26 protein-coding genes are annotated in these 23,304 nt (G+C 66.0%); 7 read left to right on the forward strand and 19 right to left on the reverse strand.

Annotated elements, in window-relative coordinates; all coding sequences use genetic code 11:
• Window positions 1-49 precede the first annotated feature (49 nt).
• Window positions 50-343, reverse strand: a complete 294-nt coding sequence (locus QA635_RS01965; protein WP_225163585.1) for a DUF1330 domain-containing protein — start codon at window positions 341-343, stop codon at window positions 50-52.
• A gap of 158 nt (window positions 344-501) precedes the next feature.
• Here QA635_RS01965 and QA635_RS01970 point away from each other — a divergent pair, with 158 nt between their 5' ends.
• Window positions 502-1,068: a hypothetical protein gene (locus QA635_RS01970; RefSeq protein ID WP_283066497.1), complete on the forward strand. Its 567-nt coding sequence runs from the start codon at window positions 502-504 to the stop codon at window positions 1,066-1,068.
• A 120-nt stretch (window positions 1,069-1,188) separates the two neighbouring features.
• Here QA635_RS01970 and QA635_RS01975 read toward each other — a convergent pair whose 3' ends face one another.
• The 6 genes from QA635_RS01975 to QA635_RS02000 all read right to left on the reverse strand — a co-directional run bounded on the left by QA635_RS01975 (window position 1,189) and on the right by QA635_RS02000 (window position 7,094).
• Window positions 1,189-1,398 (reverse strand): hypothetical protein, encoded by a 210-nt coding sequence (locus tag QA635_RS01975; protein WP_016847629.1) that lies wholly within the window; start codon window positions 1,396-1,398, stop codon window positions 1,189-1,191.
• Between the two features lie 110 nt (window positions 1,399-1,508).
• On the reverse strand, window positions 1,509-2,915 hold the full coding sequence (leuC, locus tag QA635_RS01980; protein WP_225163583.1) for a 3-isopropylmalate dehydratase large subunit: 1,407 nt from the start codon (window positions 2,913-2,915) through the stop codon (window positions 1,509-1,511).
• Window positions 2,916-3,416: 501 nt separating this feature from the next.
• Window positions 3,417-3,797: a 50S ribosomal protein L19 gene (gene rplS, locus QA635_RS01985; protein WP_018269387.1), complete on the reverse strand. Its 381-nt coding sequence runs from the start codon at window positions 3,795-3,797 to the stop codon at window positions 3,417-3,419.
• A 109-nt stretch (window positions 3,798-3,906) separates the two neighbouring features.
• Window positions 3,907-4,668 (reverse strand): tRNA (guanosine(37)-N1)-methyltransferase TrmD, encoded by a 762-nt coding sequence (gene trmD, locus QA635_RS01990; RefSeq protein WP_092086995.1) that lies wholly within the window; start codon window positions 4,666-4,668, stop codon window positions 3,907-3,909.
• A gap of 9 nt (window positions 4,669-4,677) precedes the next feature.
• On the reverse strand, window positions 4,678-5,760 hold the full coding sequence (locus QA635_RS01995) for a quinone oxidoreductase family protein (RefSeq protein ID WP_283066502.1): 1,083 nt from the start codon (window positions 5,758-5,760) through the stop codon (window positions 4,678-4,680).
• A 134-nt stretch (window positions 5,761-5,894) separates the two neighbouring features.
• Entirely contained in the window at window positions 5,895-7,094 is a 1,200-nt protein-coding gene (locus QA635_RS02000; RefSeq protein ID WP_283066504.1) for an MFS transporter, read from the reverse strand.
• Between the two features lie 171 nt (window positions 7,095-7,265).
• Here QA635_RS02000 and gcvA point away from each other — a divergent pair, with 171 nt between their 5' ends.
• A complete protein-coding gene (gene gcvA / locus QA635_RS02005) occupies window positions 7,266-8,177 on the forward strand; it encodes a transcriptional regulator GcvA (protein ID WP_283066506.1) in 912 nt (303 codons plus the stop codon).
• Window positions 8,178-8,180: 3 nt separating this feature from the next.
• Here gcvA and rimM read toward each other — a convergent pair whose 3' ends face one another.
• The 3 genes from rimM to ffh all read right to left on the reverse strand — a co-directional run bounded on the left by rimM (window position 8,181) and on the right by ffh (window position 10,695).
• The gene (gene rimM / locus QA635_RS02010) at window positions 8,181-8,711 is read right to left on the reverse strand and encodes a ribosome maturation factor RimM (RefSeq protein WP_283066507.1); all 531 of its coding nucleotides are present in this window, start codon (window positions 8,709-8,711) and stop codon (window positions 8,181-8,183) included.
• 18 nt (window positions 8,712-8,729) lie between these two features.
• A complete protein-coding gene (rpsP, locus tag QA635_RS02015; protein ID WP_016847621.1) occupies window positions 8,730-9,062 on the reverse strand; it encodes a 30S ribosomal protein S16 in 333 nt (110 codons plus the stop codon).
• A gap of 85 nt (window positions 9,063-9,147) precedes the next feature.
• On the reverse strand, window positions 9,148-10,695 hold the full coding sequence (gene ffh, locus QA635_RS02020) for a signal recognition particle protein (RefSeq protein ID WP_283066511.1): 1,548 nt from the start codon (window positions 10,693-10,695) through the stop codon (window positions 9,148-9,150).
• Between the two features lie 424 nt (window positions 10,696-11,119).
• Here ffh and QA635_RS02025 point away from each other — a divergent pair, with 424 nt between their 5' ends.
• Window positions 11,120-12,184: an MBL fold metallo-hydrolase gene (locus QA635_RS02025; RefSeq protein ID WP_283066512.1), complete on the forward strand. Its 1,065-nt coding sequence runs from the start codon at window positions 11,120-11,122 to the stop codon at window positions 12,182-12,184.
• A gap of 250 nt (window positions 12,185-12,434) precedes the next feature.
• Here the strand turns inward: QA635_RS02025 and QA635_RS02030 are convergent, their stop codons facing one another.
• Together QA635_RS02030 and QA635_RS02035 are read right to left on the reverse strand one after the other, a co-directional pair.
• On the reverse strand, window positions 12,435-13,175 hold the full coding sequence (locus QA635_RS02030; RefSeq protein ID WP_283066514.1) for an SIMPL domain-containing protein: 741 nt from the start codon (window positions 13,173-13,175) through the stop codon (window positions 12,435-12,437).
• A gap of 5 nt (window positions 13,176-13,180) precedes the next feature.
• On the reverse strand, window positions 13,181-13,891 hold the full coding sequence (locus QA635_RS02035; RefSeq protein WP_028340834.1) for a GyrI-like domain-containing protein: 711 nt from the start codon (window positions 13,889-13,891) through the stop codon (window positions 13,181-13,183).
• Between the two features lie 183 nt (window positions 13,892-14,074).
• Between QA635_RS02035 and dapF the strand changes: the two genes are divergently transcribed.
• A complete protein-coding gene (dapF, locus tag QA635_RS02040; protein WP_283066517.1) occupies window positions 14,075-14,962 on the forward strand; it encodes a diaminopimelate epimerase in 888 nt (295 codons plus the stop codon).
• 18 nt (window positions 14,963-14,980) lie between these two features.
• Window positions 14,981-16,255 (forward strand): tRNA (N(6)-L-threonylcarbamoyladenosine(37)-C(2))-methylthiotransferase MtaB, encoded by a 1,275-nt coding sequence (gene mtaB / locus QA635_RS02045; RefSeq protein WP_283066519.1) that lies wholly within the window; start codon window positions 14,981-14,983, stop codon window positions 16,253-16,255.
• Between the two features lie 272 nt (window positions 16,256-16,527).
• Here mtaB and QA635_RS02050 read toward each other — a convergent pair whose 3' ends face one another.
• The gene (locus QA635_RS02050) at window positions 16,528-17,667 is read right to left on the reverse strand and encodes a DUF2336 domain-containing protein (protein ID WP_283066521.1); all 1,140 of its coding nucleotides are present in this window, start codon (window positions 17,665-17,667) and stop codon (window positions 16,528-16,530) included.
• A 104-nt stretch (window positions 17,668-17,771) separates the two neighbouring features.
• The gene (locus tag QA635_RS02055; protein ID WP_283066523.1) at window positions 17,772-18,473 is read right to left on the reverse strand and encodes an RluA family pseudouridine synthase; all 702 of its coding nucleotides are present in this window, start codon (window positions 18,471-18,473) and stop codon (window positions 17,772-17,774) included.
• 49 nt (window positions 18,474-18,522) lie between these two features.
• Between QA635_RS02055 and ftsY the strand changes: the two genes are divergently transcribed.
• Window positions 18,523-19,470, forward strand: coding sequence for a signal recognition particle-docking protein FtsY (gene ftsY, locus QA635_RS02060; protein ID WP_283066525.1), 948 nt, complete (start codon window positions 18,523-18,525; stop codon window positions 19,468-19,470).
• A gap of 61 nt (window positions 19,471-19,531) precedes the next feature.
• A complete protein-coding gene (locus QA635_RS02065) occupies window positions 19,532-20,134 on the forward strand; it encodes a septation protein A (RefSeq protein ID WP_038384708.1) in 603 nt (200 codons plus the stop codon).
• Between the two features lie 166 nt (window positions 20,135-20,300).
• On the opposite strand, the gene QA635_RS02070 is transcribed toward QA635_RS02065, so the two are convergent.
• The 5 genes from QA635_RS02070 to ccmA all read right to left on the reverse strand — a co-directional run bounded on the left by QA635_RS02070 (window position 20,301) and on the right by ccmA (window position 23,218).
• A complete protein-coding gene (locus tag QA635_RS02070) occupies window positions 20,301-20,894 on the reverse strand; it encodes a DsbE family thiol:disulfide interchange protein (protein ID WP_283066529.1) in 594 nt (197 codons plus the stop codon).
• Window positions 20,891-21,070: a heme exporter protein CcmD gene (gene ccmD, locus QA635_RS02075; RefSeq protein WP_057020935.1), complete on the reverse strand. Its 180-nt coding sequence runs from the start codon at window positions 21,068-21,070 to the stop codon at window positions 20,891-20,893. Before ccmD ends, QA635_RS02070 begins: the two co-directional genes overlap by 4 nt.
• 4 nt (window positions 21,071-21,074) lie before the next feature.
• Window positions 21,075-21,875, reverse strand: coding sequence for a heme ABC transporter permease (locus QA635_RS02080; RefSeq protein ID WP_283066532.1), 801 nt, complete (start codon window positions 21,873-21,875; stop codon window positions 21,075-21,077).
• 75 nt (window positions 21,876-21,950) lie between these two features.
• Complete coding sequence (gene ccmB / locus QA635_RS02085) at window positions 21,951-22,619, reverse strand: heme exporter protein CcmB (protein WP_018269392.1); 669 nt, start codon at window positions 22,617-22,619, stop codon at window positions 21,951-21,953.
• On the reverse strand, window positions 22,616-23,218 hold the full coding sequence (ccmA, locus tag QA635_RS02090; protein WP_283066534.1) for a heme ABC exporter ATP-binding protein CcmA: 603 nt from the start codon (window positions 23,216-23,218) through the stop codon (window positions 22,616-22,618). Before ccmA ends, ccmB begins: the two co-directional genes overlap by 4 nt.
• Window positions 23,219-23,304: the final 86 nt, after the last annotated feature.

A 23,304-nucleotide genomic window follows, 5' to 3' on the forward strand; every position in this document is an offset into this window, starting at 1 on the left:
TCAGCCGTGCAACAAGAGAGCAGCTCCGATCGGAGCTGCTCCATCCGTCTCAGGGCGCGAAGCCCTTCGCCAGCAGCACAATGCCCTGCGCACCCGCCTTGCGATCCCTGGAGATCTCGACATATTCGGGCGACTCCGACCAGGCACGGAATGCGGCTTCGTCAGGGAATGACATCAGCACCAGCTTGTCGCGATCCCAGCTGCCCTCGATCACCGCGGGCTGTTCGTCGGCCGACAGCAGGCGTCCGTTGAACTTCCTGAATACGTCGAAGAAGCGCGCCTGATACCGATCATAGGCGGCGCGATCGGTCATCTTGAGTTGCACGATCACATAGACAGTCACTGACGTTTCTCCCGGACGTTTCGCCGCAGCGTTTTGCGCGTTCATGGCGCATTCACTCAGCGATTTCTAGCGTCATGCCGGGAGCGACTGCAATGAACGCAATGAAACCGGCTGCCATGCAGCTTGGTGCTCGTTGCCGTTGTCAGGGAGGTTCAGAGATGAGGGAGAGCTATTTGCGGCGCGGATTGGTGCGCCGTCTCGGCGTTGCGGCGGCCGCTGTCTTCGCATTGTCGGTTGCTTCGCAGCAGCGCGCCGAAGCGCTGTCGCTGGCGAGCCCGGCCGCCGCGCCCGCGGCAAGGTCTGCGGCCGATGCCATGACGACCCAGGTCCGGCACGGCGGTGGCGGCCACGGCGGCGGAGGTTTTCATGGTGGCGGCTTCCGCGGTGGTGGATTCCACGGCGGCGGATTTCACGGCCGCGGCTTCCATGGTGGCGGCTTCCGCGCCGCGCCGGCGTTCCATGGCGGCTATCGCTATGGTGGTTTCCATCGCCATTATGGCGGCTACCACCGCTTCTACGGCGGCGGTTACCGCTACGGCTATCGGCCCTATTACCGCCGGCACTTCCATCACCGGCGCTTCTTCTACGGATCGTCCTACTATTACCCGGCCTACTATCATCACCGCCGTTGCCGGGTGGTCTGGACCTATTACGGTCCGCGCCGGATCTGCCGGCCGTGGTGGCACCACCGCCACTACTGGCGGCCGTACCGGGTCTATTGGTAAAGTTTGAAATGACAGCGGGCGCCTCACGGCGCCCGTCGGGTCCCTCTCTTCGCGCGCTGGAGCGTGTTCGAACGAAGCGGGCGCCGCTTCGCGTGAAGAAAACGCGTCAAGAAAGGGGCGTTAGTCCCAGTTCTTCAGCTTCCAGGACTTTATCTTCCACGGCGTCAGGTTTTCCATCCGCCATTGCGTCCAGCGCTCTGGCGGCCAGTGGCTGAGGCGCGAGGTTTCCTTCACCTCGGGAAGCGGATCGATGATGCGCGCCACGGCACGACGGCGCTTCTGGCGCGTCGCGTCGCTGATCATGTCGACGAATTCGGGTTTATCGGCCACGGCACGCGCTCCTTGCGAAGGCTTGTTTTCGCAAGGAGGCAGTGTGCGTGCGCCCCGTTAACGAGCCGTTTCCGAAACGGTTCGAGCTTGAGACGAAACCGGCGCTTGCCTTAGCGCCAGTCGCGGACGTCGACGAAGTGGCCGGCGATCGCGGCGGCCGCGGCCATCGCGGGCGACACCAGATGGGTGCGGCCCTTGAAGCCCTGGCGGCCCTCGAAATTGCGGTTCGAGGTCGAGGCGCAGCGCTCTTCCGGCTTCAGCTTGTCCGGGTTCATCGCAAGGCACATCGAGCAGCCCGGCTCGCGCCAGTCGAAGCCGGCCGCAATGAAGATCTTGTCGAGGCCTTCGGCTTCCGCCTGCTCCTTCACGATGCCGGAGCCCGGCACGATCATCGCGTTGACATTGGCGTTGACGGTCTTGCCCTCGGCGATCTTCGCGGCAGCGCGCAGGTCCTCGATGCGGCCGTTGGTGCAGGAGCCGATGAAGACGCGGTCGAGCTTGATGTCGGTGATCTTCGTGCCGGCGGTCAGGCCCATATATTTCAGCGCGCGATGCTTGGAGATGCGCTTGGCCTCATCGGCGATCTTGTCGGGATCGGGCACGAAGCCGGTCACCGAGATGACGTCCTCAGGGCTCGTGCCCCAGGTGACGATCGGCGGCAGCTTGGCCGCATCGAGCCGGATCTCGTGGTCGAAATGCGCGCCCTCGTCGGAGCGCAGCGTCTCCCAGTAGCGCATCGCGGCGTCCCAGGCGGCGCCCTTCGGCGCCTTCGGGCGGCCGCGCAGGAAGTCGAACGCCTTCTGGTCGGGCGCAACCAGGCCGGCGCGCGCGCCGCCTTCGATCGACATGTTGCAGACCGTCATGCGGCCTTCCATCGAGAGCGCACGGATCGCCTCGCCAGCATATTCCAGCACATAACCGGTGCCGCCGGCGGTGCCGATCTCGCCGATGATCGCCAGGATGATGTCCTTGCCGGTCACGCCTTCGGGCAACTTGCCGTCGACGATCGCGCGCATGTTCTTGGCCTTCTTCTGGATGAGCGTCTGCGTCGCCAGCACATGCTCGACCTCGGAGGTGCCGATGCCGTGCGCGAGCGCGCCGAACGCGCCATGCGTCGAGGTGTGGCTGTCACCGCAGACGATGGTGGTGCCGGGCAGCGTAAAGCCCTGCTCCGGGCCGATGACGTGAACGATGCCCTGGCGCTTGTCGAACTCGTTGTAATACTCGATACCGAATTCCTTGGCGTTCTCCGCCATCACCCGCATCTGCTCGATGCTTTCAGGGTCGGGGTTCGGCTTCGAACGATCGGTGGTCGGGATGTTGTGGTCGACGACGGCGAGCGTCTTCTCGGGCGCGTGCACCTTGCGGCCGGCGGCGCGCAGCCCTTCGAACGCCTGCGGCGAGGTCACCTCGTGCACCAGGTGGCGATCGATATAGAGCAGGCAGGTGCCGTCGTCGGCCTCGTGGACCAGATGGTCGTTCCAGATCTTGTCGTACAGCGTGGTCGGTTTGGACATGAGCTTCAGCTCCAGAAGAAATTCAGTGGTGGGATGGCATGAGCGCGTCTTAAGCGCGCGGACAGGCGAAAGCGTCGAGGCAGCGTTACGCTGCGCGTCTAAGCTCTGATGTTGCCGACGTCGCAAAGCGGCCGAAGAAGCGGCCGGGCAGCCGCGAGCGATCGTCGATCACGACGCGCTTGCAGGTCTGACTTGGACAGCGCTGGCTTGCTTGATCCGGAACCATTCTAAATTTCTAACACAGGGCTTATAGCCGCGACAATCGATCGATTGCGCGGGTGCCCCTGTCGTCATTGCCGGGCATAGCCGTCCGAAGGACGGCGTCGCTTCCGCTCGCCTATGCCCGGCAATCTATCCTCTTGAACAAGAGTTCTCATTTCGATGGATGCGCGGGTCAAGCCCGCGCATGACGAGTTGAGGCTGATCCTCGATATAGGCACGCCGCAACAAAAAAGCGCGGGGCAGGCCCCGCGCTTTTGGTCACATCCCCTGAGGGAAACGTTACTCGCCGACGGCGGTCTGGCGGTCCTGCTTCTCGACGATGCGGGCCGACTTGCCGCGCAGGTTGCGCAGGTAATAGAGCTTGGCGCGACGAACCTTGCCGCGACGCACGACCTTGATCGAGTCGATCATCGGCGACATCACCGGGAAGACGCGCTCGACGCCTTCGCCGTAGGAGATCTTGCGCACGGTGAAGCTCTCGTTGAGGCCCTGGCCGGAACGACCGATGCAAACGCCCTCATAGGCCTGCACGCGGGTACGCTCGCCTTCGACCACCTTCACGTTGACGATGACGGTGTCGCCGGGTCCGAATTCCGGGATATCCTTGGTGGCGGCGAGCTTGTCGAACTGCTCTTTTTCGAGCTGCTGAATAAGGTTCATTGAAATCTCCATCGGCGGCGCGCCCAGCCTTTCGCGGGCTGCGCAAACGTCCATCTATCCTGCGCGGGTGCGGATTTGGCCGCCCGTATAAGGCAAAGCGCAGGGTTTGTCACCCGTCTGTCTTGTTTTTTGTCCCTCGCCGAGCGGCTTTTTGGCCGGCCTTGCGGGCCCAGAGATCGGGCCGCCGGGCCGCTGTCAGAGCCTCGGACTGGGCCAGTCGCCAGGCCGCGACTTTGGCGTGATCGCCGGAAATCAGGATTTCCGGGATTGGCTTGCCCTCGAACTCCTGCGGGCGGGTGTATTGGGGGTATTCCAGTAGTCCTTCGGAAAAGCTTTCCTCGGTTCCCGAGGCCTGCTTGCCCATCACCCCCGGCAACAGGCGGACGCAGGCGTCGATCAGGGCCATCGCGGCGATTTCGCCGCCGGACAGCACATAATCGCCGATCGAGACCTCCTCGAGGCCTCGCGCCTCGATCACCCGCTGGTCGATGCCTTCGAAGCGGCCGCAGACGATCAGGGGGCCCGGCCCAACCGCCAGCTCCGCGACCTGGGTCTGGGTCAATGGCCGACCGCGCGGACTCATCAGCAGGCGCGGACGGTCAGGCGCGATATCGGCGGCGTCGATCGCCGCCGCCAGCACATCGGCCCGCAGCACCATGCCCGGGCCGCCGCCCGCCGGCGTGTCGTCGACGCTGCGGTGCTTGTCGGTCGCCGAGGTCCGGATGTCGCGCGCTTCCAGCGCCCAGAGTCCGCCTGCCAGCGCCTTGCCGGCCAGGCTCACGCCGAGCGGCCCCGGAAACATGTCCGGGAACAGGGTCAGCACGGTGGCGCGCCATGGTGTCGCCTGGGCTGTGGTGTCTTGCGATGTCATGGCCTCTGGTTACGGCACCACGGCCGTGAGGTCGAGGCTCTGCATCATCGCGGCCGCATCCACTGCGCGGCGGAAGTCGGCAAGCTTGAAGGTCGCGACGTTGATCTTGCGCAGGTCCAGCAGGCCTTCGGCGGCGAGGCCGGCGAGCTGGCCTGGTGCCGTGCGGTCGTACATGAACTGCCCGACCACCTCCCAGTCATTCGCCAGCATCTCGCGGAACGAGAGTTCGAGCGGCACCTCGGCGCTGCCCATCAGCACCATCCGGCCGCCACGCCTGAGCGCGCGCAGAGAGGCCAGTGTGGTCGACGTGCTCTTGGCGGCGCCGAGCAAATCGAGCGCGACATCGGCGCTGCCGCCAGCGGCGCGGCGAATGACCTGAAGATCGGCTGCGGCATCGCCGCTGACGACGGCGGGAATGACGCGCGGGCCGAACGCATCGCGCAATTGCTCGAGCGAGGCCTCTTTGCGGCCGACCGCGACGACGCGGCCCGCGCCCATCGCGACCGCGAGCATCACGCCGCCCGAACCGAAATAGCCGGTCGCCCCGTTGACGATGATGGTCTGTCCGCCGCGCAGGCCGGAGCGCTGCAATCCGCCGAACGGCACGATCAGTTTGGCGAGCCCGATCAGTTCGGTGGCCGGCTTGTCGTCGAGATTGGCGAGCGGCGTGACGCAGGCGGCCGGCCAGTGCGCGATCTCGGCAAATACGCCGTCGCGCCAGCGTGTCTGCAACGCGAACGCCTCCGGCGTCGTCACCGTGGCGGTGAGGCCGATCAGGATCTGCGGCGGATCGCGATCCGGCACGTCGCCGCGCAGATGCGGGCTGAGGAACACCCGGTCGCCGCCCCGCACATGCGTGACGTTGTCGCCCACGGCGACGACGCGTGCGATCGCGTTGGTGCCCGGCACGAACGGCATCGGCGGCAGGCTGTAGGGCAGCGCGCCGGACAGCAGCTTGTTGGTGTAGGACAGCACCATGCCGGCCTCGATCCGCACCACGACGCCGTCGGGCGCAGGCCCAGGCGTTGCGACATCCTCGAAGCGCAGATCGTTGTGGGTGTGCAGCCGCCAGGCCTTGTGCGTGCTTGTCATTGGGATGCTCCGTGACACCACTGCTTAAGTAGCCCGGATGGAGCGAAGCGCAATCCGGGAATCTTGCCAGCGATGTGCTGCGGCCCCGGATTGCGCTGCGCTTCATCCGGGCTACGGGCTAACCCACGTTATGGTCACGCCGTCGTCGGATCGTCGGCGAGATGCCGCGCGAGCGCGACGGCAAGCGGACAGATCGCCAGCGCCGTGAGCGCGGTCGCAGCCGTGGCGAGCGTCGGACCGAGCGCGTCGCCAAGCAGGCCGTAGATAACAGGCGCGATCGCGCCCGATCCGATCGTTCCGGTATAGAACAGCGCGAAGGCGCGCTCGGTCTGATGCGCGGGGGTGAGTTCGGGCACCGTGCCGTAGAGAACCGAGGAGGTGCCGTTGAGCATCACGCCGAGCAGCGGCAGCAGCACGATAGCGGGTGCGAGCGGCAACGCCAGCACGGCTGCGATCAGCGCCGCCGTACCGCCTTCGGTGATCAGCACGGTGCGCAGCGTGCCGACCCGCTCACCGAGCCAGCCGCAGGTGAATTTTCCCGCGGCGCCGCCGATGAAGACCAGCGCCAGCGCGAGGCCGTTGGTCGGCAGCGAAGCGCCCTTGTCGCGCAGCAGGAACGGCAGGAAGGTGAGAAAGCCCATCCTGACCGCGGTGTCGAGAATTCCGATCGCGAGCAGCCAGCGAAAGCCGCCGCCTGTGCTGGCGCCGCGCGATGCTGGTGTCGCTTTGTGCTCGGCGCCCTTGCCGACGGCCGGCATCCAGAGCGCGATGCAGACCGCGACGAGCAAGCCTGCGAGAGCGAGCACGAGCAGCGTGTGCCGCCACGACATGATCACCAGCAGGATCGAGGTCAGGGCCGGGATTGCCGCCTTGCCGAGGTCGCCCGAAAAATTATAGATGCCGAGCGGCCCGCGCGCAGCCGCGCCATAGGCACGCGACACCGCGGCGGATGCGATCGGATGCTGCGTGCTCGAGCCCGCGCCGGAGAGCGCGAGCGCCAGGCTGAGGCCAATGACACCGCCGGAGAATCCAGCAAACGCGTAGCCGAGCGCCGACAGCGCCGTGCCTGCGATCAGGATGATCTTGCCGTCGATCCGCTCCGCGATGCGTCCGACCGGAATCTGCAGCCCGGCCATGGCGCCGGCATAGAGCCCACGCAGCAGCGCCAGCAGCCCGTAGCTCAGCGCGAATTCGGCCTGCCAGACCGGCAGCAGCACGTAGATGACGTCGGTGTAGCCGTCGTGGAGAGCGTGGTTGAGCCCGGTCACGGTCAGGGTGCGGGTTGACCGGGCACGGTCGGGCCGCGTCGTGCCGGCTTCGGCCGACACGCTCATTGCCGCCCTCCAGTGCAAGAAAATCTAAAGCTTGGACGGGCGAGCATCAGGAGGGGACCTCAGAAAAGAAAGCTATGCAAGGAGCTTGCATGGCAGTATGCGCCGCCAAGGCGCTTGTCACAAATCAGTAATAATCGGATCATGTGTTAGAAAATCTTGTATTGAGGGATTATGTTCGTCCCACGCCGCAGCCTGCCGCCGCTCAATGCGGTGCGTGCCTTCGAGGCCGCCGCACGGCTAGGCAGCTTCAAGGAAGCCGCCGCCGAGCTCAGCGTGACCCATGGCGCGGTCAGTCAGCAGATCCGCCTGCTCGAGGAATGGCTGGGCGCGCCGTCGCTGTTTCGGCGATCGGTGCGGCGCGTGGTGCTGACGCCGGCAGGCGCGGCATTGCTGGCGGAGTTCGCGCCCGCGCTCGACCGGATTTCCGCCGCCGTGCAGCAGCATCGCGAGCGGCGCGGCGATCTGGCGGTCGCGGTGTTGCGCGTCAATGCACTCGCGACCTTCAGCCTGCGCTGGCTGCTGCCGCGGATGAGCCGGTTTCGCGCCGAGCATCCGGATATCGAGGTACGCCTGAGCACGTCGAACGATGCGGTGGATGCGCTGCCGGAGTCCTTCGACGTCGTGATCCGCGGTGGCCCTGACACCTTCCACGGCTTCTCGTCACGCTTCCTGGTGTCGGAGCGAAGGCTGCCGGTATGCAGTCCGTCGCTATTGGCGCAGCTGCCGCTCAATGAGATCGCGGACCTCTCCAGGCACACGCTGCTGCATGTCACGTCGATGCCGCGGCTGTGGCGCGACTGGCTCACCGAGGCCGGGCAATCCGCGCTGGAGCCGGCGGCCGCGCTGACCTTCGATCACTTCTATCTGACGATCCAGGCCGCGCTCGACGGTCTCGGCGTCGCGATGGGACCGACCGCGCTGATCGCGGATGATCTCGCGGCCGGGCGCCTGGTGACGCCGTTTCCGGATGTCAGCCTGCCGGCGCGCAGCTACTTCGCTTACTTCCCGGCGGGGCGCAGCAACGATCCGCACAGCGCGGTGTTCTGCGACTGGCTCGAGCAGCAGGGCCGGATGACGGGCTGAAGATTATTCTCGGTCAGGCACCGACGGATCGTCGCCGTCGATTTCCTTGGGCAGGTCGATCACCACGCGGCCGCCGTCGAGATCGACAGTCGGCACCACGGCATTGGTGAACGGCAGCAGCATCGTCGCGCCCTGCGGCGGGGCGATCTCGATGATGTCGCCGGCGCCGAAATTATGGATCGCGATCACCTTGCCGAGCGGCTGCTCCGTCGTCGTCACTGCGGCGAGCCCGATCAAATCGGTGTGGTAGTATTCGCCGTCGTCGGTGTCCGGCAGCCGGTCGCGTGGAACGTAGAGCTCGATACCGTTGAGCCGTTCGGCATCATCGCGGCTGGCGACCCCCTTCAGCGTCACCACCAGATGGTCCTTGGCCTCACGCACATGCGTGACCTCGAACTGGCGCGTGCCGTCCTTGGTCATCAGCGGACCGTAGTCCTTCACGGCCAGCGGATCTTCGGTGAAGGTCCAAAGCCTGACGGCGCCGCGCACGCCATGCGCAGCGCCGATACGGGCGACACAGACCGGTGCAGTCACCGTGGTCGCCGTTCAGCCTTAAGCCTTGGCGGCGGCTTCGGCCTGCGCCTTGCGCTCCTTGCGCGGCACGGCCTTTTCCGGGTTGTTGCGCGGCGCGCGCTTCTTGACGCCGGCGGCGTCGAGGAAGCGGGTCACGCGATCCGACGGCTGCGCGCCCTTGGCGAGCCAGGCCTTCACCTTGTCCATGTCGAGCTTCAGGCGCGACTCGTTGTCCTTCGGCAGCAGCGGGTTGAAGTGGCCGAGACGCTCGATGAAGCGGCCATCGCGCGGGAAGCGCGAGTCGGCGACGACGACGTGATAGACCGGACGCTTCTTGGTGCCTGCGCGAGCGAGGCGGATAACAACGGACATTCAGTTCTCCTTCAAAGGTCGATGTGTTCGATTGATTGGCATTCCGCGTCGCGCCGGCCGTATGCGAGCCGTCGCGACGAATTCCTCATTTCTTCTTGCCCGGGAAGCCGCCGAGGCCCGGCAGCATCGGCTTGCCGGAAAGGCCAGTCAGGCCCGGCACGTTCGGCAGGCCGCCGCGCAGCCCGGGCGGCAAATCCTTCGGCAGATTGGGCAGGCCGCCGCCGGCGCCGCCCTGCATCTTCTCGGCGAGCGCCTTCATCTCCTCGGCCGAAGGCGGCTTCATGCCACCGCCGAATCCCATCGCCTGCGCGATGCCGGCAAGCGGGCCGCGCTTGCCGCTGCCCATGGCCTTCATCATGTCGGCCATGTTCCGATGCATCTTCAGCAGCTTGTTGACGTGCTCGACGCTCTGGCCGGCACCTGCCGCGATGCGCTTCTTGCGGCTCGCCTTCAGGATGTCCGGGTTCTTGCGCTCCTGCCGCGTCATCGAGTCGATGATCGCGACCTGGCGCTTCAAGATCTTGTCGTCGATGCCGGCCGCCGCGATCTGGTTCTTCATCTTGGAGATGCCGGGCATCATGCCCATCAGGCCGCCGATGCCGCCCATATTGGCCATCTGCTGCAGCTGCTCGCGCATGTCGTTGAGGTCGAACTGACCCTTGCGCATGCGTTCGGCGGTGCGCGCGGCCTTCTCGGCGTCGATATTGGCGGCGGCCTTCTCGACCAGCGAGACGACGTCGCCCATGCCGAGGATGCGGCCGGCGATGCGGTTCGGATGGAAGTCTTCCAGCGCGTCGGTCTTTTCGCCGGTGCCGATCAGCTTGATCGGCTTGCCGGTGACCGCGCGCATCGACAGCGCGGCGCCGCCGCGGCCGTCGCCGTCAACGCGCGTCAGCACGATGCCGGTGAGGCCGACGCGCTCGTCGAACGAGCGCGCGAGGTTGACCGCGTCCTGGCCGGTGAGGCTATCCGCGACCAGCAGCACTTCGTGCGGGTTGGCGGCGGCTTTGATCTCGGCCGCCTCCTTCATCATGTCTTCGTCGAGCGTGGTGCGGCCGGCGGTGTCGAGCAGCACGACGTCGTAGCCGCCGAGCTTGCCGGCCTCTAACGCGCGCCTTGCGATCTGCGGCGGCATCTGGCCGGCGACGATCGGCAGCGTCGGAATGTCGAGGTCGCGGCCGAGCACCGCGAGCTGCTCCATCGCTGCCGGGCGGTAGACGTCGAGCGAGGCCATCAGCACCTTGCGCTTGTCGCGCTGGACCATGCGGCGCGCGAGCTTTGCGGTGGTGGTGGTCTTACCGGAGCCTTGCAGACCGACCATCATGATCGGCACCGGCGGCACCGAGTTGATATCGATGGTCTGGCCGTCGGAACCGAGTGTGGCGACGAGCTCGTCATGGACGATCTTCACCACCATCTGGCCCGGCGTCACCGACTTGACGACGGTGGCGCCGATCGCCTGCTCGCGGACCCGGTCGATGAAGCTGCGGACCACCTCGAGCGCGACGTCGGCCTCAAGCAGCGCGCGGCGCACCTCGCGCATTGCGGCATCGACGTCCTTTTCGGTCAGCGCACCGCGCCCCGTCAGACGATCGAGAATGCCACCAAGCCGTTCCGACAGATTGTCGAACAATGCCGTTGTCCTCTTTTACCTCTCCCCGCCTGCGGGGAGGGTCGCCGCGCATTTGCGCGGCGGGTGAAGGGGGTACAGGGCTCCACACGCACAGTGCGCGGAGAGAGCTCCTCACCCCGACCCCCTCCCCGCAAGAGCGGGGCGAGGGAGAAGGAAATCCAAACACTTTCGCGCCCGAGGGCGCATCGCGCTGTCGGGCGTTGGCCTCTGGCCTCCAGGACCAGTCGGCGGGTCGAAAAGACGGAGCTTTCCGAGAAAGTGGCCGCGTTAAACGCTGCCGGGGCGGCAAAGTCAAGGAAAGTTTCGCTGAAATCCGCTCAGTATAGACGGTAAGGTACTGAAATCACGTCGATTTGCCCTATTGGTTCCGAATTCGCCGCTGCCACCCATATAACCGGAGCCTGCCTCCTATTCCGGAACCCGCGTGCTGATCACCCGCCGCCGCCTTCTCGCAACCTTGACCGGAGCCGCCGCGGCGATCGGCGTGCCCTCGATCTGGATGACTGCCATGAAAACCTACGACGGCCCCGTGTCCGATCATTTCGACGGCCTGCACTTCTTCGATCCGGACGGCTCGCCGCCGAAATCGCTTGGTGAGGTGCTGCGCTGGCAGTTCGGGGGCGGCCGGCAGCGCGCGGTCTGGCCGGAATGGGCGCCGAGCCCCCATGCCGATACGCCGCCGCCCCGCGTCGAAGGCGACAAGGTGCGGCTCTGCTTTGTCGGTCATGCCAGCTGGCTGATCCAGACCGCCGGCCTCAACATCCTGTTCGATCCGGTGTGGTCGATGCGGGCCTCGCCGTTCAGCTTCGCCGGGCCGAAGCGGCACAACGATCCCGGCATCGCATTCGAGAAACTGCCCAGGATCGATGTTGTGCTGGTGTCGCACGGCCACTACGACCATCTCGACGTCGCGACGCTGTCGAAGCTTGCGGGGACATTTGGTCCTCGCGTGATCACGCCGCTCGGCAATGACGTCACGATGCGCGAATCCGATGCCGCGATCAAAGCCGAGGCGTTCGACTGGCATCAGCGCGTCGAGCTCGGCAATGGCCCTGCCGTGACGCTGGTGCCGACGCGGCACTGGTCGGCGCGCGGGCTGTTCGATCGCAACAAGGCGCTGTGGGCGAATTTTGTTTTGGAGACGCCGGCCGGCAAGCTCTACATCGTCGGCGATTCCGGCTACGGCAACGGGGGGCATTTCCGCCGGGTGGCCGAGGCGCATGGCCCGCTCAGGCTCGCGATCCTGCCGATCGGCGCCTATGAGCCGCGCTGGTTCATGCGCGACCAGCACATGAACCCGGAGGATGCGGTGAAAGCGCTGGCCGATTGCGGCGCCGCCCAGGGGCTGGCCCATCACCACGGCACATTCCAGTTGACCGACGAGGCGATCGACGCGCCCGCGATCGCGCTCGGCGAAGCGCTCGACGCGGCGAGCGTGCCGCGCGAGAAGTTTCTGACGTTGAAGCCCGGGCAGGTGTTCGAGATTTAGAGCGATAAGTAGCCCGGATGAAGCGCAGCGTAATCCGGGAAAGTCCATCCGCGGAGAAGTCGGCCCCGGATTGCGCTGCACTTCATCCGGGCTACGATTTCAGCTCCCCTTGAAAAGGGGAGGTCGCTTTGCTCGTCAGAGTAAAGCGGGTGGGGATCTGCTCCCTCCACTTGCAGCGGAGCCTGCGGCTGACCCCCATCCCGACCTTCCCCCCTTTCAGGGGGGAAGGAGACGAGAGATCTGTAGCCTCTTACTTCTCCTTGATCGCCCAGGAGACGCTGACATTGACCGTCAGTGTTTCCTCGCCTTGCGCCACCGGCGTCGGCGCGGCGAAGCCGGCCGTTGCCATCTTGGGACGGAACACCGGGACCGGCGCCGAGCCGACCTCCGCGATATTCAACGGCGCACCGAGCGTGACGCCGGCGGCCTTGGCGTAGATCTCGGCCTTGCGGCGGGCATCGGCGATCGCCTTCTCGCGCGCCTCGTCGAGCAGCTTCGAGGCCTGCGACACCGAGAAATTGAGCCCGCCGATATCATTGGCGCCGGCACCGACCAGCACGTCGATGACGCTGGCGACCTTGCTCACATCGTGCAGCCTGATCGTGACGCGATTGCTCGCGTGGTAGCCGACGATGCTGGGCGGGGCGTTCGGCGACGACGGCCCACGATTGGCGAATTGCGGCTGCAGCGACAGCCGCGAGGTCTGAAAGTCTTTCTCCGCGATCCCGGCGCCCTTTAGCGCGGCCAGCACCTTGCCCATCGTCACATTGTTGGCTTCGGCGGCTTCGCGTGCGGTCTTGGCGTCGGTGGTGACGCCGGCGTCGAGCTGCGCCTGGTCGGGCGGCGCCGACACGGTCGCCTCGCCGGTGACCGAAACCGCCGGCGGAAAGTCGTCATTGGCCAGTACGGGCGCAGCCAGCAGCGTGGTCGCGATCAGGGGGACGGCGAAGGAGAGGCCGAAGGGGAGGCCAAGGAGAAGGCGATGGGTCATCTGGCTCACTTCAGGGGTACGTAGACGTTGATCACAAGCTTGTCCTCCGCGGTCTTCAGCGGATCGGTGATGTATTCCTCGATAAAGGTGTCCTTGGCTTCGAGCTTCTTGTCGTCGAGGTGGTTGGTGATCGCCTCATAGGTGTTGTCCATGTTGTCGTAGGAACCGCGATGGACGAACTTCAGCGCCTTGCCGTCAGGCGAATTGCCCATGCTCATGTTCTTGCCGAGGTTCTTGACGTCCTGATCGACCGGGATCTCGGCGATGAAGGTGAAGCCGGTGTCGTCGGTCGAGGTGTAGACGATCATCGGATTGCCCGCTGCCTTGACGCCGTCCTTGTCGAGCAGCGCGGTGAGCTGCTTGAACGCCTCGATCAGCGCGTCGAAGGCGGAATCCCAATTGGCGGTGCCCTTCAGCATCACGACCTTCTTCGGCTCCAGCGTGAACGGCTCGCCGAAGGGATCGGCGGTCTGCACTGGGGCGGCCGGCGCCGGCGCCGGGGTCTGCGCTGCGGCCGGGCTGTCGGCCGGCGACTTGGTCTCGGCCGGCGGGGGCACCGGCGTCGCCGACGGTGCAGGGGCAGGGGTCGGGCTCGGGCTCGCTGCGGGAGCGGGCGAGGCTGACGGCGACTGGGCAGGGGCCGGGCTTGCCAGTGCGATCGCGGCCAAGGGCAGCAGCGCGACCAAGGCGGCGCGGAGCGTGTTGATACGGTTCATTGGTTTTTCTCCATCCCCTGCCTCGAACGGCCGCTCGATCTGTCCCGGCGCGCGGTCCGCGGGGAGCGATATTCCTAACACGCAAGTTCTGCATTCGTCCCATGACAGATGTGTCATGGGGCCATTCAGGCTGGCTAACTGGCCACCACTCGCCATATAACCGGGCAGAATTTGGGAAAATCGATGAGCGCGCTCGCCAATCACGCATTCGCCAAGATGAACGGCATCGGCAACGAGATCGTCGTCGTCGACCTGCGCGATTCAGCGGCACAAGGTCGGGCACAGGTGTCGGCGGCGGAGGCGCGCGCCGTGGCTTCGCCGTCCGGCGGCGTGCCCTATGACCAGCTGATGGTACTGCAGCCGCCGCGGCTCGACGGCACCGAAGCGTTCATCTCGATCTACAACAATGACGGCTCGGAGGCCGGCGCCTGCGGCAACGGCATGCGTTGCGTGGTGCGGCGGATCTTCGAGAAGACCGGCCAGACATCAGCGACGTTCCAGACCCGCGCCGGCTTGCTCAATTGCTGGCAGGGGCCGGCGCCCGATCTCTACACCGTCGACATGGGCGCGCCGAAGTTCGGCTGGCAGGACATTCCGCTGGCTGAGGAATTCCGTGACACCCGCTACATCGAGCTGCAGGTCGGGCCGATCGACAATCCGGTGCTGCATTCGCCCTCGGTGGTCTCGATGGGCAATCCGCATGCGATCTTCTGGGTCGATGACGTCAATGCCTACGATCTCGAACGTTTCGGGCCGCTGCTGGAAAACCATCCGATCTTTCCGGAGCGCGCCAACATCACCCTCGCCCGTATCGTCGATCGCGACCACATCACGATCCGCACCTGGGAACGCGGCGCCGGCCTCACCAGAGCGTGCGGCTCGGCGGCCTGCGCGACGGCGGTTGCGGCGGCGCGGCTGAAGCGTGCCAATCGCATCGTCGAGATCACGCTGCCCGGCGGCAAGCTCGGCATCGAATGGCGCGAGCGCGACGATCACGTGCTGATGACCGGCACCGCCGATTTCGAATATGAGGGCCGCTTCGATCCGGCGCTGTTCGCCAGCGTTGCTTGATCGGGCGTGAGATCGGTTATGGGCGTCGACGTCGTCACCTTTGGCTGCCGCCTCAATTCCTTCGAATCCGAGGTGATCCGCCGCGAGGCGGAGCAGGCGGGGCTTTCGGACACCATCGTCATCAACAGTTGCGCCGTCACCAACGAGGCGGTGGCGCAGGCGCGGCAATCGATCCGCAAGCTGAAACGCGAACGCCCGCATGCGCGCATCGTCGTCACCGGCTGTGCGGCGCAGACGCAAAGCCGGATGTTCGCCGAGATGGCCGAGGTCGATCGCGTCGTCGGCAATGACGAGAAGATGCGCGGCGAAGCCTGGCAGGCGACGCGCGCTGCGTTCGAGGCGCCGTTCGGCATCGATGCGAGCGAGAAGGTCGCGGTCGCCGATATCATGGCGGTGACCGAGATGGCGCCGCATCTGCTCGACGGCTTCGAGCGCGGCCTGCCGCGCGTATTCGTTCAGGTGCAGAATGGCTGCGATCATCGCTGCACCTTCTGCATCATCCCCTACGGCCGCGGCAATTCGCGCTCGGTGCCGATGGGCGCGGTGGTCGATCAGGTCCGTGCGCTGGTCGAGCGCGGCCATGCCGAGATCGTGCTGACCGGCGTCGATCTCACGAGCTATGGCGCCGACCTGCCGGGCGCGCCAAAACTCGGCCAGTTGACCCGGCAGATCCTGCGCCATGTGCCCGAGCTGAAGCGGCTGCGCATCTCGTCGATCGATTCGATCGAGGCGGATCGCGACCTGCTCGATGTCATCGCCGACGATGCGCGGCTGATGCCGCATCTGCATCTGTCGTTGCAGTCCGGCGACGACATGATCCTGAAGCGGATGAAGCGCCGGCATTCACGAAAGGACGCGATCGATTTCTGTGCGCAGGTCCGCCGGCTGCGGCCGGACATCGCTCTCGGCGCCGACATCATCGCGGGCTTTCCGACCGAGTCTGAAGAGATGTTCGCGCGCTCGCTCGATCTGGTCGTGGAATGCGATCTCACCTTCCTGCACGTGTTTCCCTATTCGCCGCGCCCGGGAACGCCCGCCGCGCGAATGCCGCAAGTTGCCGGCGGGGCTATCAAGGAGCGCGCCAGGCGGCTGCGCGCGGCAGGCGAAGCCGCGCTGCTGCGCCGGCTTGATGCGGAAGTCGGCGCGACGCGCGAGGTGCTGATCGAGAGCGGCACGCAGGGCCGCACCGAGCACTTCCTGCCGGTCGCGATCGAGAGAGATGTGCCGGGCATGGTGCGCGCGATGACTATCCGCGGCCATGACGATGCGCGGCTCATTGCATCGGGTCGCTGAGAAAGTTCGCTCCCATTGTCGTCCCGACGCAGGCCGGGACCCATTACCCCAAATCTCAATTGCTGCGCGACGCTGGGGCCACGATCTCGCACGGTCACCGAATGCGGTGGTTATGGGTCCCGGCCTGCGCCGGGACGACGAATGTGGGGAGCTGCGCATGGCGCCTCCGGAGCAGCGGATCACCTGCATTTCGGCATTTCGCAGGTGATGATGCTGAACGAGCTATTCGACACGTTGAATTTGTACCAATCGCGTCATCGTGCATGACGCAGTCAGTGTGCGCGCCCGCCCAGCCTTGCCGGCTGCGATGCGCGAACCTGCCAGAACCGCAGCAAGCGATCGGCGTTTTCGCGGGTCAATTTCGTGAACTGGCTCTTCGCATGGGCGAGCTCGACCGGTCCCATGGAGCCGGTGGTATAGCGACATTCCATCACGGCGGCGGTGGTCTCCCAACTCAGGCCTGCCGCCCGGCACGGCACCAGCAGGCCTTCACTGCGCAGGCTTTGCATCAGGGAGCGGATCACCTCGATGTTCGACTGCGCAAGATACGCCAGCGCAACGATGGTCTCTTCATATTTTCGCTGCCTGGCGAAACCAAGCAGTGAGGCTTCGTTGAGCTCGCCATCGTCCTTCAGCTTCGCGACGTGGTGCTTGGCCGCGGTGAAGTCGCGGACTTGCGACATGTCGCGCTCGACGCCGGCGGCGACCGCGGCGATCGCGTGCCGGATCTCTTCGAACAGATAGGGCGGGGCGCGCTCCAGCAGACGGCCGCGAACCTCTTCCGTCGCGCGGCGCAGGAGTTGAAGGCGGAGCTCCGACGGCAGGTCCGCGCGAATGCCGGTCTCGATCGCAAGGACCGGATCGTGCTCGGCCTGCGCGAGGATGACGGCAAATCCGCCCGGCGATACTTTGGCGCCGGGATTGGTGACCAGGCGGTGGCTCACGCTCGCAAAGCGACGCGCCAGAAGCGCGTCAGTGACGACCTCCTTCAGCCACCAGCGGCCGGAGATGGCGAGCAGATGCTGCTCGCTCTTGGTCCGTGCGATCTCGACCAAATCGTCCGCGCTTAGCCGCGACGATTCCTGCAGGATCGGCCGCGCGATCCTGATCTCGTCATTGCTGGCGAGACGGCGAATGATCGCGGGCGGTGCCTGGGCGACCGGCGCGAGCTGCTCACTGATGTCGGTGAGCGCCATCCGGGCGCTGATGTCGGCGAGCGCGCGCAACTCGATGGTCTTCACCAGACGCTCGAGCACGTTGTCGAACAGCTCGATCTGTTCGCTGTTGAACTTGCCGGCGGATGCGAGAAAGAGGCTGCTGACGCGCCTTGCCGTGGCCAGGCATTTATCGGCGGAGCCGGCGCGTATCGCAGCCTCGACCTCGTCGACAATTGCTTGTCCATCATTCAGCATTGCTCGTCCTGAGCCGTCGCGGCGCGCTTTTCTAAGCCGCCTTCAGGACTAGCGGATGGGCCTGAATGTTCCGTAAAGGATAATTCTCCGTAAAATCACGGAGGCTACTGCCCGTTCCAGCCGCAGGCCCTGAGTCGCTCCCGCATGTGTTCGGGTGCCGGCGCGACCACATGCACCGGGTCCTTGTTCCTGGAGATCGGGATGCCGATCTCGCGGGAATGCAGATGCAGGGTCGGCTCGCCGAAGCGCGGACCATTGCCATAGATATTGTCGCCGACGATCGGCCAGCCCATCGCCGCCGAATGCACCCGCAGCTGATGGGTGCGGCCGGTGACCGGCTCCATCGCGAGCCAGGTGAGGCCGTCGCCACGCCCCAGCACCTTCCAGTTGGTGATCGCCTTCTGGCCATTCGGGTCCGGCTTCTGCCACCAGCCGCGCTCGGCGTTGAGTCGGCCGAGCGGCATGTCGATGGTGCCTTCATCCTCGGCAGGGCCGCCCTCGACCACGGTCCAATAGGTCTTCGAGATCTTGCTGTGCTTGAACAACAGCCCGAGCGAGGCGGTTGCCTTGCGGTGACGTCCCAGGACGAGGCAGCCCGAGGTGTCCTTGTCCAGCCGATGCGCCAGCACCGGCGGCCGCGGCAGGCCGAACCGCAGCGCGTCGAACGAGGCCTCCAGATTGGGGCCGCCCTTGGGACCGCGATGCACCGGAAGGCCGGCCGGCTTGTCGATCACCAGCATCAGCCCGTCGCGGTGGAGCACGCGGCCCAGGATTTCTTCCGCGGTCAATTGGGGAACATCGATCAATTCGTCGAGACTTTCGTTTATGGGCCGAAACGGCTAACACGTCCGCGCCATGAACGATACCACTGCGGGAACTCCAAAACAGAGCTGGTGGCAGCGGCTGAAGGGCGGCCTGAAGCGGACCTCGAGTTCGATCGGGACCGCGGTCGCCGACCTCGTCACCAAGCGCAAGCTCGATGCGGCCATGCTCGATGACATCGAGGATGTGCTGCTGCGCGCCGATCTCGGTACCGATGTCGCGGTCCGCATTGCGGAGGCTGTCGGCAAGGGGCGCTACGACAAGGCGATCTCGGCCGACGAGGTCAAGGAGGTCGTCGCGACCGAGGTCGAGAAAGTGCTGGCGCCGGTGGCGAAGCCGCTCGAGATCGATGCCGCGAAGCAGCCGTTCGTCATCCTGGTGGTCGGCGTCAACGGCTCCGGCAAGACCACGACGATCGGCAAGCTGGCGGCGAAATTGTCCGCCGAGGGCCGCAAGGTCATGCTGGCCGCCGGCGACACCTTCCGCGCCGCGGCGATCGAGCAGCTCAAGGTCTGGGGCGAGCGTACCAAGTCGCCGGTGATATCAGGCGCCCAGGGCTCGGATTCGGCAAGCCTTGCCTTCAGCGCGCTGACCGCGGCCAAGGAGCGGCAGCGCGACGTGCTGCTGATCGACACCGCCGGCCGCCTGCAGAACAAGTCCGAGCTGATGAACGAGCTGGAGAAGGTCGTGCGCGTCATCAGGAAGGTCGATGCGTCGGCGCCGCACGCGGTGCTGCTCGTGCTCGACGCCACGGTGGGACAAAATGCGTTGTCGCAAGTCGAGGCGTTTCATCGTACGGCAGGCGTCACGGGGCTCGTGATGACCAAGCTTGACGGCACGGCGCGCGGCGGCATCCTTGTCGCGTTGTCGGAGAAGCACAAGCTGCCGGTGCATTTCATCGGCGTCGGCGAAGGCGTCGAGGACCTCGCGCCCTTCGCGGCGAAGGATTTTGCCAAGGCAATTGCTGGAATCGAGGCATGACCCCGAAAAGTGGACACCGGTTTTCGGATCGGGTCATGCCTCAAATCAAAGTAGAGAGTTGATGGACAAGACCCAGCCGCATCCGCTGTTCAAGCTGGCGACCGAACTCGGGCCACTGCTCGTGTTCTTTATCGCCAACGCCAAGTACCATCTGTTCGTCGCGACCGGCGCGTTCATGGTGGCGATCGTGGCCGCAATGATCGCATCCTATGTGGTGACCAGGCACGTGCCGATCATGGCGCTGGTGACCGGCGCGATCGTGCTGGTGTTCGGCACGCTGACGCTGGTGCTGCACGACGAGACCTTCATCAAGGTCAAGCCGACCATCATCTACGGGCTGTTCGCGGCCGTGCTCGGCGGCGGGCTCCTGTTCGGCCGGTCCTTCATCGCCATCATGTTCGACCAGGTGTTCAACCTGACGCCGCAGGGCTGGCGCATCCTCACCATGCGCTGGGCGCTGTTCTTCGCCGGCATGGCGGTGCTCAACGAGCTCGTCTGGCGCACGCAGACCACAGATTTCTGGGTGAACTTCAAGGTGTTCGGCGTGACGCCGCTGACCATGATCTTCGCCATCGCCCAGATGCCGCTGACCAAGCGCTATCACCTCGAGCCGGTCTCGCTGGAGGCGAGCGAGGCCGACGCGGGCGACGTGCGGAAGGGGTGATCAGCGCTCTGCTCCCTCTCCCCGCATCCGCCTTCGGGCGAAGGCGGATGCGGGGAGAGGGTGGGGGTGAGGGGTCTCTCCACGGATAGGCTCGGAGTTTATTACAAACACCGTCCAAAGCCCCTCGCCGTAAAGGACGGGGAGAGGTGAGCGCAAGTAACGGCTATCAACTGCCCGCCGCGAGCGCCTTCTCGATCTCGGCCTTGAGCACGCGGTTGACGTTGTCCGGCGTCACCGGGCCGACCAGCTTGTAGACGATGGTGCCCTTGCGCCCGACCAGGAAAGTCTCGGGCACGCCATAGACGCCCCATTCGATCGAGGCGCGGCCGTTGCCGTCGACGCCGACGATGCCGAACGGATTGCCGTAGCGGCCGAGGAAGCGCCGGGCATTCTCGGGCGAGTCCTTGTAGTTGATGCCGATGATCTGGAAGCGCTTGTCCTTGCCGAGCTCGGTCAGCAGCGGCGCCTCGTCGTGGCAGGGCACGCACCACGACGCCCAGACATTGACGACCGAGACCTTGCCCTTGAAGGCGGCGGGATCGAGACCGGGGACCGGCTCGCCGTCCCGCATCAGGCCGTCGAGCGCGGGCAGGGCGGTCTGCGGCGCCGGCCGGCCGATCAGCGCCGACGGGATTTTCGAGGGATCGCCGCCATAGAGCCGCAGCAGGAACAGCCCGGTGATGCCGAGAAAGATCAGCAGCGGCAGCACCACCAGCAGGCGGCGGGCTTGCGGCGGGCTGTTGGTCGCCTGATCGCTCATCTTATATCCGCCGCACTGCGGCCGGAGCGGCGCGTCACGCCGCTGGCCTCGATCTCCCTGAGACGCGCCTGTTGCCGGCGATAGTCGGCGATGATCCAGACGATCAGCAGCAGCACGACCGCCGCGACCAGCGCGTAGGACGTCACGATGAAGGAGGCGTAGGGACCAAGCGCCATCGTATCACGCCGCTCCAATTTCGTTTGACGCGGTTGCTTGCGAACCGCCGCCCGTCTCGCTCGTGAACGAGACGCGGCTCGCCTGCATCATCTGCAGGCTGCGCACGCGCCGGCGCAGGATCTCGTTGCGCATCGCCGCCAGGTGCAAGGTGATGAACAGCAGCGAGAACGCGATCGCCATCACCAGCAGCGGCCACAGGAACGCCTTGTCGAGCGTCGGACCGCCGGCGCGAAACACCGAGGCCGGCTGATGCAGCGTATTCCACCAGTCGACCGAGAATTTGATGATCGGGATGTTGATCGCGCCGACCAGGGTCAGCACCGCCGCCGCCCGCGCTGCGCGGGACGGGTCCTCCACCGCGCGCCACAGCGCCATCAGCCCGAGATACATCAGGAACAGGATCAAGACCGAGGTCAGGCGCGCATCCCATTCCCAATAGGTGCCCCACATCGGCCGGCCCCACAGCGAGCCGGTGACGAGCGCAAGGAAGGTGAAGGCGGCGCCGATCGGAGCGGCGGCCTTTGCGGCGACGTCAGCGAGCGGATGCCGCCACACCAAGGTGCCGAGCGCGGCTACGCTCATGACGCCCCAGACGAACATCGACAGCCACGCATTCGGCACGTGGATGAACATGATCTTCACCGTGGCGCCCTGCTGGTAGTCGTCGGGCGCCATCGCCGACTGGTAGAGCCCGATCGCGAGCAGGATCGCGGTCACGCCCGCGAGCCACGGCAGAATGCGCGCGGTCAGCGCCAGAAACTTGGTCGGGTTGGCGAGGTCGGTCAGCGTCTCAGTCAGCTTCATGGCACCCTGATAATCGTCTGATGTGTCGCAGGCAATTGGCCGATTTCCTCCCGGCGAGATTTGATCTGGCTCATCTCAGTCCAGCCCGTGCCGCAGGCTCGCGGCGGCGGCAAAGGGGCCGATCACGAGGCTGGCAAGCGACAGCGCGCAGAGGATCGAGAACGGTGTTCCAAAGGGCAGGGGGCCCGAAATCGCCGCCTGCGAGGCCGCAACACCGAAGATCAGCACCGGGATCGACAGCGGCAGCACCAGCACCGCCAGCAATAGCCCGCCGCGATGCAGCGTCACGGCCAATGCCGCGCCGATCATGCCGGTGAAGGTCAGCGCCGGTGTTCCCGCCAGCAGCGTCGCCGCAACCGCAAGCGTCGCGGTGCCGTCGAGATTGAGCAGCAGGCCGAGCACCGGGGTTGCGACGATCAGCGGCAGGCCGGCGGCGATCCAGTGTGCCAGTGCCTTGGCGGCGCAGGCGAGTTCCAGCGGCGTCCGGCTCATCACGATGAGGTCGAGCGAGCCGTCCTCGTGGTCGGCCGTGAACAGCCGGTCGAGCGTGAGCAGGCTCGCCAGCAATGCGCCGAGCCAGAGGATGGCGGGGCCGAGCCGCGACAGCAGCGCCAGATCCGGCCCGACCGCGAACGGCATCAGCACGGTGACGGTGAGGAAGAACAGCACGCCGATCAGCGCGCCGCCGCCGACGCGCAGCGCGATGCGGATGTCGCGCCGGATCAAGGCGCCAAGCGCGCTCATGTGACCCCTCCCATCCGCAGATCACGCGCATCGATGCCGAGCGGAAGGTGCGTCGCCGCGACGATCAGGCCGCCGCCGGCGAGATGATCGCGCATCAGGTCGACGAACAGCGCCTGTCCGGCCGCGTCGAGCGCCGATGTCGGCTCGTCCAGCAGCCACACCGGCCGCCGCACCGAGAGCAGGCGCGCGATCGACAGGCGGCGGCGCTGGCCGGCGGAAAGATAGGCCGCCGGCAGGTGCGCGGCGTGGTCGAGCGCCACCGCGGCAAGGCACTGCCCGGCATCCTTGGTCTCGCCGCCGAGAAATTCCCGCCAGAAGGACAGATTTTCCGCAACGCTCAGCGCCGGCTTCAGGGCGTCGCGGTGGCCGAGATAGTGGGCCTGCTCAGGCAGGCTGAGCTCGGCGTCGCCGCCTTCGAGCGCGACCACACCCTCGGCGGGAACCAATAGCCCGGCGAGGACGCGCAGCAGCGAGGTCTTGCCGGCGCCATTGGGGCCGGTGATGGCGAGTGCCTCGCCTGACGTGGCCGACAGATCGAGGCCGGAAAACACCTCGCGTCCGCCGCGCACGCATTTCAGATTTCGTCCCGAGAGCCGCATGGTTCGTCTTGTCACAGCCCTCTGAAATCTTTCGCTACCGCGTGAGAATTTTTGGGTCGCGCAACGCTGTCGCACGCTTGTCGGTG

It is taken from the genome of Bradyrhizobium brasilense (genome assembly GCF_029714345.1).
Classification (GTDB): domain Bacteria; phylum Pseudomonadota; class Alphaproteobacteria; order Rhizobiales; family Xanthobacteraceae; genus Bradyrhizobium; species Bradyrhizobium australafricanum.

What these genes read in the sequence shown, in the direction of transcription:
- gcvA (WP_283066506.1), top strand. Translation starts at nt 7,266, where the DNA reads ATGTTCGTCCCACGCCGCAGCCTGCCGCCGCTCAATGCGGTGCGTGCC.
- QA635_RS02050 (WP_283066521.1), bottom strand. Translation starts at nt 17,667, where the DNA reads ATGCTGAATGATGGACAAGCAATTGTCGACGAGGTCGAGGCTGCGATA.
- leuC (WP_225163583.1), bottom strand. Translation starts at nt 2,915, where the DNA reads ATGTCCAAACCGACCACGCTGTACGACAAGATCTGGAACGACCATCTG.
- QA635_RS01970 (WP_283066497.1), top strand. Translation starts at nt 502, where the DNA reads ATGAGGGAGAGCTATTTGCGGCGCGGATTGGTGCGCCGTCTCGGCGTT.
- mtaB (WP_283066519.1), top strand. Translation starts at nt 14,981, where the DNA reads ATGGGCGTCGACGTCGTCACCTTTGGCTGCCGCCTCAATTCCTTCGAA.
- rpsP (WP_016847621.1), bottom strand. Translation starts at nt 9,062, where the DNA reads ATGTCCGTTGTTATCCGCCTCGCTCGCGCAGGCACCAAGAAGCGTCCG.
- QA635_RS02000 (WP_283066504.1), bottom strand. Translation starts at nt 7,094, where the DNA reads ATGAGCGTGTCGGCCGAAGCCGGCACGACGCGGCCCGACCGTGCCCGG.
- QA635_RS02035 (WP_028340834.1), bottom strand. Translation starts at nt 13,891, where the DNA reads ATGAACCGTATCAACACGCTCCGCGCCGCCTTGGTCGCGCTGCTGCCC.
- QA635_RS02065 (WP_038384708.1), top strand. Translation starts at nt 19,532, where the DNA reads ATGGACAAGACCCAGCCGCATCCGCTGTTCAAGCTGGCGACCGAACTC.
- dapF (WP_283066517.1), top strand. Translation starts at nt 14,075, where the DNA reads ATGAGCGCGCTCGCCAATCACGCATTCGCCAAGATGAACGGCATCGGC.
- QA635_RS02080 (WP_283066532.1), bottom strand. Translation starts at nt 21,875, where the DNA reads ATGAAGCTGACTGAGACGCTGACCGACCTCGCCAACCCGACCAAGTTT.
- QA635_RS02030 (WP_283066514.1), bottom strand. Translation starts at nt 13,175, where the DNA reads ATGACCCATCGCCTTCTCCTTGGCCTCCCCTTCGGCCTCTCCTTCGCC.
- ccmA (WP_283066534.1), bottom strand. Translation starts at nt 23,218, where the DNA reads ATGCGGCTCTCGGGACGAAATCTGAAATGCGTGCGCGGCGGACGCGAG.
- QA635_RS01995 (WP_283066502.1), bottom strand. Translation starts at nt 5,760, where the DNA reads ATGACAAGCACGCACAAGGCCTGGCGGCTGCACACCCACAACGATCTG.
- ccmB (WP_018269392.1), bottom strand. Translation starts at nt 22,619, where the DNA reads ATGAGCGCGCTTGGCGCCTTGATCCGGCGCGACATCCGCATCGCGCTG.
- ccmD (WP_057020935.1), bottom strand. Translation starts at nt 21,070, where the DNA reads ATGGCGCTTGGTCCCTACGCCTCCTTCATCGTGACGTCCTACGCGCTG.
- rplS (WP_018269387.1), bottom strand. Translation starts at nt 3,797, where the DNA reads ATGAACCTTATTCAGCAGCTCGAAAAAGAGCAGTTCGACAAGCTCGCC.
- QA635_RS02070 (WP_283066529.1), bottom strand. Translation starts at nt 20,894, where the DNA reads ATGAGCGATCAGGCGACCAACAGCCCGCCGCAAGCCCGCCGCCTGCTG.
- trmD (WP_092086995.1), bottom strand. Translation starts at nt 4,668, where the DNA reads ATGACATCGCAAGACACCACAGCCCAGGCGACACCATGGCGCGCCACC.
- ftsY (WP_283066525.1), top strand. Translation starts at nt 18,523, where the DNA reads ATGAACGATACCACTGCGGGAACTCCAAAACAGAGCTGGTGGCAGCGG.